This window comes from Nocardia sp. NPDC049526 (genome assembly GCF_044465765.1).
In the GTDB taxonomy this organism is placed as follows: Bacteria; Actinomycetota; Actinomycetes; order Mycobacteriales; family Mycobacteriaceae; genus Nocardia.
Genome location: NZ_JBITMA010000006.1, coordinates 382,031 through 388,802, shown reverse-complemented (window position 1 = coordinate 388,802; position 6,772 = coordinate 382,031). Strand labels below are relative to the sequence as shown.

Below are 6,772 nucleotides of genomic sequence, written 5' to 3'. Positions count from 1 at the left end.
CCGTGGTGGGAGTATCGGCTTCCGTACTGGGCAGGTCGCCTTCTGTGCTGGGTGCGTTGCTTTCCGTGGTGGGAGTATCGGCTTCCGTACTGGGCAGGTCGCCTTCTGTGCTGGGTGCGTTGCTTTCCGTGGTGGGAGTATCGGCTTCCGTACTGGGCACGTCGCCTTCTGCGCTGGGTGCGTTGCTTTCCGTGGTGGGAGTATCGGCTTCCGCGCTTGGCGTATCGCCTTCTGCGCTGGGCGTATCCTCCACGCTCGGCTCGCCGACTCGGGCTTCGGAGCGGGTCGACATGTGCACGAGGATGAGTCCCACGGCCGCGAGGAGGAAGTTCTGCAGCGCCGCCGACGTGGCGTTCACTTGTTTGTTCGCCCACATCCGGAACCACTCGCCGCCGATGGTGAGGAAACCGCCCGCGAACAGCAGCACCGCCATGGTCCAGCCGAGGCTCGACAACTTCGCGGCCAGCGCGGTCCTGGCGGAGTTCCAGCCGAACAGTGCCCACCAGCCGGTCGCTGCACCCGCGAGCAGCACGAAGCCGGTCAGATACTCCCAGGTCACGATAAGGATGTAGGCGATAAGGATGACCGTGCTGTTGGTGATGGCATGCCAGTCGGTACCGGAGTGGTGGATCGTGGCCTGCATCGACAGCACCGCCTGCACGCCGCGCCGGTTGGTATCGGTGTCGATACAGTTGGTGACCGCGACGATCAGGTAGTACAACGCGGTGATCGATGCCAGCACCGTCACGGCCGCATCCCTGCTCCCGGCCACATCCAGGAACCGCTTACCACTCAGACCCATATCCGCCACCTCGGTCGATTGGCACAAGATTCGAGACAGCCACTCGGTACCCCAAGCAACAGCCCGAGCCATCATACTTCAATTTGCGTGATTCGAAATGTCTTGTTTCGCAATGCATTCAGCCCTGATCAAGATCAGGTGGAATCTATGGCGGCATCGGTCGAGTAGCTACCGCCCTCACTTCCACCTGATCTTGATCAGGGGCTGCCGCTGCGGATGCGGCGGTGGATTGTCGAGTCCACCGCCGCGCGGTCGTTTATCGGGATGTGTTGGGCTGCAATGGGTTACTGACCGGGCTGGCACTGCGGCGGCGGGCCCTGCGGGTGGTCGCCGGGCGGCGGGCCGTCCGGGTGGTCGCCCGGCGGCGGCCCCTGGTGGTCGCCGGGCGGCGGACCATCCGGGTGGTCACCGGGCGGCGGGCCCTGCGGGTGATCGCCAGGAGGCTGGCACTGCTGTCCGGGCACCGGTCCCTGGGGTCCGTCGGCGCTCGCCGCACCGGCTCCGATGCCGAGCATGCCGAGCGCGACGGCACCGGCCGCCGCGGTCACTGCCAGCTTCGATGTGAAACTCATCTGCGTTCCTCCTGTTGTCGGATCAGATCCGAAACCGTCGGCCGCTTCTCCGGGCCGACCCTGAGAATCGTTGAGCCCCAACATTTGTTCCTCGTTGGCGGAAGTTAAGTGCCAGCTATGAACCGATCAGTTGCCGGTTCGGCTCTGCCCACCGCCCCTGCCGGCCCCGGACGTGCCGTCGCCCAGCTGGCCGGGGCCGCCGCCCGCCTGGCCGGGTCCGCCGCTCATCTGCCCCGGCCCGCCGTTCATCGCACCCGGACCGCCACCCATACCGCCCGGTGCGGTCGCATTGCCTGCGGTGATCGAGGTCACGGTGGCGGTGCCGTCGGTCTTGGTAGCGCGAATGCTCACCGTATCCCCGGCTTTCACTGTCGACGCACTGGTCGTGCCGGCGATGGTGTAGCTCTGGGTGTAGTTGTCGCTGCTGGTGGCCGTGATGGAGGTCGCGCTCACGGCGGTGACGGTGCCGGTCTGGGTGAGCTCGGTGGTATAACCGCCATTGCCGTCCGCGACGACGAACTCCCCGTGGAGCGCCGCGGGAATCATGGTGCCGGAACCGGGGCCGCCCGTTTGACCGGACCGCCCCGATGCGCCGTTCATCGACATCCCGACGCCACCGGGACCACCCGGACCATGGTTGCTGTTCGAATCGGACGACGATGCCGCATAGATGGCACCGCCGCCCGCCGCGGCGATCGCTCCGGCGATCCCGACCGCGGCCAGGGTCTTCTTGGTGGACCAGGTGCCCGCCTGGGCGGGCTGTGGTGCGCCCCAGACCGTGTCGGGTTCCGATGGCGGCTGCTGAGTGGGGTGGCTCATGGTGCTCCTTGCGGTGCGGACCGGATAAGTGCTCGGATCCGACCTTGGACCGCCTACCTTGGCGTCGGCTGTGCGCTAGTTCTGGATCGGCTGGGTGTGCGTTCACAGCTGACACATAGATTCGGCACAGCTACCCCCCAGCGTTCGCAGTCAGGGTAGGACGATGTCCGCGATGAGCGCCGGGAACGGCCCGGCCGAACGAGTTGTCATGCGCCGCGCCGACGGCAGCGCCATCACCGTGCTGGTCGTCGACGACGAGCCCGTGCTGGCCGACATGATGTCGATGGCCCTGCGGTACGAGGGGTGGGAAGTCAGCACCGCGGGCGATGGCCGAACTGCCGTCGCGAAGGCGCGCGAGGTCCGCCCGGATGTGGTGGTGCTCGATGTGATGCTGCCGGATATGACCGGGCTCGAGGTGCTGCGCAAGCTGCGCGCACAGCTGCCGTACCTGCCGGTGCTCTTGCTGACCGCAAAGGATTCGGTCGAGGACCGCATCGCCGGACTGACCGCGGGCGGCGACGACTATGTCACCAAACCCTTCAGCATCGAAGAGGTGGTGCTGCGGCTGCGTTCCCTGCTGCGCCGCACCGGCGTTGCCACCGAGGACAGCGGCGCGCAGCTGGTGGTCGGCGATCTGGTGCTCGACGAGGACAGTCACGAGGTCACCCGGGCCGGTGAGCTGATCGTGCTGACCTCCACCGAATTCGAATTGCTGCGGTTCTTCATGCGCAATCCCAAGCGGGTGCTGAGCAAGGCGCAGATCCTGGATCGGGTGTGGAGTTACGACTTCGGCGGCCGTTCCAACATCGTCGAGCTGTATGTCTCGTATCTGCGCAAGAAGATCGACAGTGGACGGGCACCGATGATCCACACCCTGCGCGGCGCCGGATATGTCCTCAAGCCCGCAAACTGAGGTGGCGCGCCGGGTGCTGAAGCCGCGGCGCTGGTCGCTGCGAGCTCGCCTGTTGGTCGGGCAGGTGCTGTTGCTGGTGATCGTCGTCGTCGGTATCGGCGCCGCGACCGAATTCGCATTGCAGCAGTTCCTGGTGCATCAGCTCGATACCGAACTGGTCGATGTGCAGAAACGTTCACTCGGTGATGTCGGCGGTGGTCCGAGCCTCGGGCCACGACCCAGCGGCCAGCCGTCGATGCCGCCCCCGCCACCTCCGCCGCCATCGGGTTCCGGTCCGGGACCGGATTTCCTGGACCGGCGTGGCATCCAGCCCGACACGATCGGCGCCATCGTCCACGAGGGGAGCGTCACCAAGGCGGGCCGAATCGCTGGCGACGGCACGCAGCGTTCGCTCTCCCATGCCGCACAACAGCAGCTCGCCGCGGTACCGGCCAACGGTAAGCCGGTCACTGTCGCGCTCGACGGTCAGGGCCGCTATCGAGTGGTCGCGGATACGACATGGTCGGGCGAGATCGTGGTCACCGGTATGCCGTTGACCACCGTCGACGCCACGCTGCTGCGTGTCCTGCTGATCTTGGGGATCGTCACCGCGATCGTGTCGATTATCGCGATAACGGTTGGCATCTGGCTCATCCGGCAGGCGCTCGCACCCTTGGATCGAGTCGCGGCGACGGCCGCGCGGGTGGCCGATCTGGAACTCGATCGCGGCGAAGTCGTACTGCCCGTTCGGGTTCCGGCAGCTGACGCCGATCCGCGCACCGAGGTCGGGCAGCTCGGTTCGGCGGTGAACCGGATGCTCGATCACATCACCAGCGCGTTGTCGGCGCGCCACGACAGCGAGACCCGGGTCCGGCAATTCCTCGCCGATGCCAGTCACGAACTGCGCACCCCGCTGGCCGCCATTCGCGGCTATGCCGAACTGGCGCAACGCAAACGGGCCGAGGTGCCCGGCGAGGTGGCCTATGCGATGGGCCGGGTGGACTCCGAATCCCGGCGGATGACGGGTTTGGTCGAGGACATGCTGTTGCTCGCGCGGTTGGATTCCGGACGTGGACTCGAGCACGAGCCGGTGGATCTGACCCAGCTGACGGTGGACGCGGTGAGCGACGCGCATATCGCCGGTCCCGAACACCGCTGGGATCTGGAGCTGCCCGACGAGCCGGTGGTGACCACCGGTGACGCGGCCCGGCTGCATCAGGTGCTCGCCAATCTGCTCACCAACGCGCGTGTCCACACCAGTCCCGGCACCACGGTGCTCACGTCGCTGGAAGTCGACAGCGACGGGGGAGCGGTGTGGCGGGTGACCGACGACGGTCCCGGCATCCCGGAAGGCTTGCAGCCGATGGTTTTTCAGCGTTTTGCGCGCGGTGACTCGTCGCGCTCGCGGCGGGCGGGCAGCACCGGTCTCGGGCTGGCGATCGTCGCGGCCGTCGTCAAGGCGCACGGCGGCGATATCTCCGTGGACAGTGCGCCCGGCCGAACCGAATTCACTGTGCGTCTGCCCGGTGCCACCGCCGGGAACTGAGCGCCGCGCCACACAGCGAACTCACAGTTACGGCAGAGCTTGCAACTACGTCGGGCCGCGACGATCGAAGCATGACGACAACATTGCTGGGAGCTCCTGCCGCCGCGGCGGTCGAGCCATCGGATGCGCGGCCGTCCGGGCGCGGCCCGCTGTGGCGGCGGGTATCGCTCGCGGTGCTGCTCATCGCGACAGCACTGCTGTATCTGTGGAATCTCGGTGCCAGCGGCTGGGCCAACGACTTCTACGCCGCCGCGGTGCAGGCTGGATCGCAGAGCTGGAAGGCGATGCTGTTCGGTTCCAGCGATGCGGCCAATGCGATCACCGTCGACAAGACCCCCGCGGCGCTTTGGGTGACGGATATTTCGGCGCGGCTGTTCGGCTTCAACTCCTGGAGTCTGCTTGTGCCGCAGGCGCTCGAGGGCGTTGCGGCGGTCGCGGTGCTGTACGCGGCGGTGCGCCGCGTCAGCGGTCACTGGGCCGGGATGCTGGCCGGCGCGGTGCTGGCGCTGACACCGGCGGCGACGCTGATGTTCCGGTTCGACAATCCGGACGCACTGCTGGTGCTGCTGCTATCCGCCGCGGCCTACTGCGTGCTGCGGGCGATCGAAAAGGACAGTGGCGCTTGGTGGTTGCCGTTGGCCGGTGTCGCGGTCGGCTTCGGCTTCCTGGCGAAGATGATGCAGGCGTTCCTGGTGCTGCCCGCCTTCGCGCTGGTGTATCTGCTCGCCGCGCATGCGCCGCTGCGCACCCGGATCGTTCGATCGGTCGCGGCGGTACTCGCGCTGGTGGTGTCCGCGGGCTGGTATCTCGCGCTTGTCACGCTGTGGCCCGCGTCGTCGCGGCCGTATATCGGCGGATCCCAGCACAACAGCGTGCTCGAACTCGCATTGGGCTATAACGGTTTCGGCCGGTTGACCGGTAACGAGACCGGCGGCCTCGGGAACCTGAATTTCGATGTCGGCTGGGCCCGTTTGTTCGGCTCGGAAATGGGCGGCCAGATCGCCTGGTTGCTGCCCGCCGCATTGATACTCGGCGTTGCCGGACTGTGGCTCACCCGTCGGGCCCCGCGCACCGATCCGACCAGGGCGGCATTATTGCTGTGGCTGGGCTGGCTGATCGTCACCGCGGTGGTGTTCAGCTACGCCAACGGCATCCTGCACCCCTACTACACGGTGGCGCTGGCGCCGGCGATCGCGGGCGCAATCGGGGTCGGCGCGAGCCTGTTGTGGCAGCGCCGCAACGATATTCGGGCGACGGCAGTACTGTCCGGTGCGCTGGTGGTGACCGTCGTGCTGGCCTGTGTCCTGCTCGCGCGGACGCGCGACTGGCTGCCGTGGCTGGGACCGGTGGTCGCGATCGCCGGTGTCGGAGCGGCGGCATTGCTGCTGGTAGTCGGTCGGTTGCCGAAGGCCGTTGCGACTGGTGTCCTGGCGGTCGCTGTGGCCGTCGGCTCGGCCGCACCCGGTGCTTATTCACTTGCCACTGCGGCGACTACACACAGCGGTGCGATTCCGTCCGCAGGACCAGCCGGTGCGGGCCGGTCCTTCCCGGGCGGCGGACGACCAACCGGCACAGACGGTGGTCCGGGTGCGTCGGGTGGCGCCAACGGCGGCGTGGCTGCGCCGGGCGGCATCGGCGGCAGCGCGGGTGCGTCGGGCGGCACTGCGGGTGCGCAAGGCGGTGGCGCGGGTGCGTCGACTGGCACTGGCGCGGGTGCGTCGGGCGGCACCCGCGGTGGAGTTGGTGGCGGCGCACCGATGGGTGGGATGTTCGGCGGTATCACGCCCGGCGCGAATCTCGCCGCGGCACTGAGCGCCGACGCCGGCAACTACACCTGGGCCGCCGCGGTCGTCGGCTCCAGCAATGCCGCCGGATACCAACTGGCCACCGGTGATCCGGTCATGGCCCTCGGCGGCTTCAACGGCACCGACCCGGCACCCACGCTGTCGGAGTTCGAAGACTATGTGGCCCAACACAAGATCCACTACTTCATCAGCGCCCAGATCATGGGCGGGATGCGCGGATCCGGGAGCGGCGGCAGCCAGGCCGCCAGCGAAATCGCGGCTTGGGTCGAGGCCAACTTCACCGCCCAGACGATCGACGGCGTCACGGTCTACGACCTCACCGCCACCCACTGACCA

6 protein-coding genes are annotated in these 6,772 nt (G+C 67.6%); 3 read left to right on the top strand and 3 right to left on the bottom strand.

The window, feature by feature from the left end; genetic code table 11:
• The 3 genes from ACIBW7_RS21545 to ACIBW7_RS21535 all read right to left on the bottom strand — a co-directional run.
• Positions 1 to 748 (bottom strand): DUF2165 family protein (locus tag ACIBW7_RS21545; protein ID WP_397048853.1); only part of this gene is annotated, 748 nt, incomplete at its 3' end.
• Between the two features lie 338 nt (positions 749 to 1,086).
• On the bottom strand, positions 1,087 to 1,374 hold the full coding sequence (locus ACIBW7_RS21540; RefSeq protein ID WP_327100760.1) for a hypothetical protein: 288 nt from the start codon (positions 1,372 to 1,374) through the stop codon (positions 1,087 to 1,089).
• A 126-nt stretch (positions 1,375 to 1,500) separates the two neighbouring features.
• Positions 1,501 to 2,193, bottom strand: a complete 693-nt coding sequence (locus ACIBW7_RS21535; protein ID WP_397048851.1) for a hypothetical protein — start codon at positions 2,191 to 2,193, stop codon at positions 1,501 to 1,503.
• Between the two features lie 172 nt (positions 2,194 to 2,365).
• Between ACIBW7_RS21535 and ACIBW7_RS21530 the strand changes: the two genes are divergently transcribed.
• The 3 genes from ACIBW7_RS21530 to ACIBW7_RS21520 all read left to right on the top strand — a co-directional run bounded on the left by ACIBW7_RS21530 (position 2,366) and on the right by ACIBW7_RS21520 (position 6,769).
• Complete coding sequence (locus tag ACIBW7_RS21530) at positions 2,366 to 3,106, top strand: response regulator transcription factor (RefSeq protein ID WP_397048848.1); 741 nt, start codon at positions 2,366 to 2,368, stop codon at positions 3,104 to 3,106.
• Positions 3,084 to 4,631 carry a sensor histidine kinase gene (locus tag ACIBW7_RS21525; protein WP_397048846.1) on the top strand — a complete coding sequence of 516 codons (1,548 nt, stop codon included), beginning with the start codon at positions 3,084 to 3,086 and terminating at the stop codon, positions 4,629 to 4,631. The genes ACIBW7_RS21530 and ACIBW7_RS21525 overlap by 23 nt, the downstream gene beginning before the upstream one ends.
• 71 nt (positions 4,632 to 4,702) lie before the next feature.
• Positions 4,703 to 6,769, top strand: coding sequence for an ArnT family glycosyltransferase (locus tag ACIBW7_RS21520; protein WP_397048844.1), 2,067 nt, complete (start codon positions 4,703 to 4,705; stop codon positions 6,767 to 6,769).
• Positions 6,770 to 6,772 lie beyond the last annotated feature (3 nt).

Coding starts and splice junctions, on each gene's coding strand:
- ACIBW7_RS21540 (WP_327100760.1), bottom strand. CDS start 1,374: ATGAGTTTCACATCGAAGCTGGCAGTGACCGCGGCGGCCGGTGCCGTC.
- ACIBW7_RS21535 (WP_397048851.1), bottom strand. CDS start 2,193: ATGAGCCACCCCACTCAGCAGCCGCCATCGGAACCCGACACGGTCTGG.
- ACIBW7_RS21530 (WP_397048848.1), top strand. CDS start 2,366: ATGAGCGCCGGGAACGGCCCGGCCGAACGAGTTGTCATGCGCCGCGCC.
- ACIBW7_RS21525 (WP_397048846.1), top strand. CDS start 3,084: ATGTCCTCAAGCCCGCAAACTGAGGTGGCGCGCCGGGTGCTGAAGCCG.
- ACIBW7_RS21520 (WP_397048844.1), top strand. CDS start 4,703: ATGACGACAACATTGCTGGGAGCTCCTGCCGCCGCGGCGGTCGAGCCA.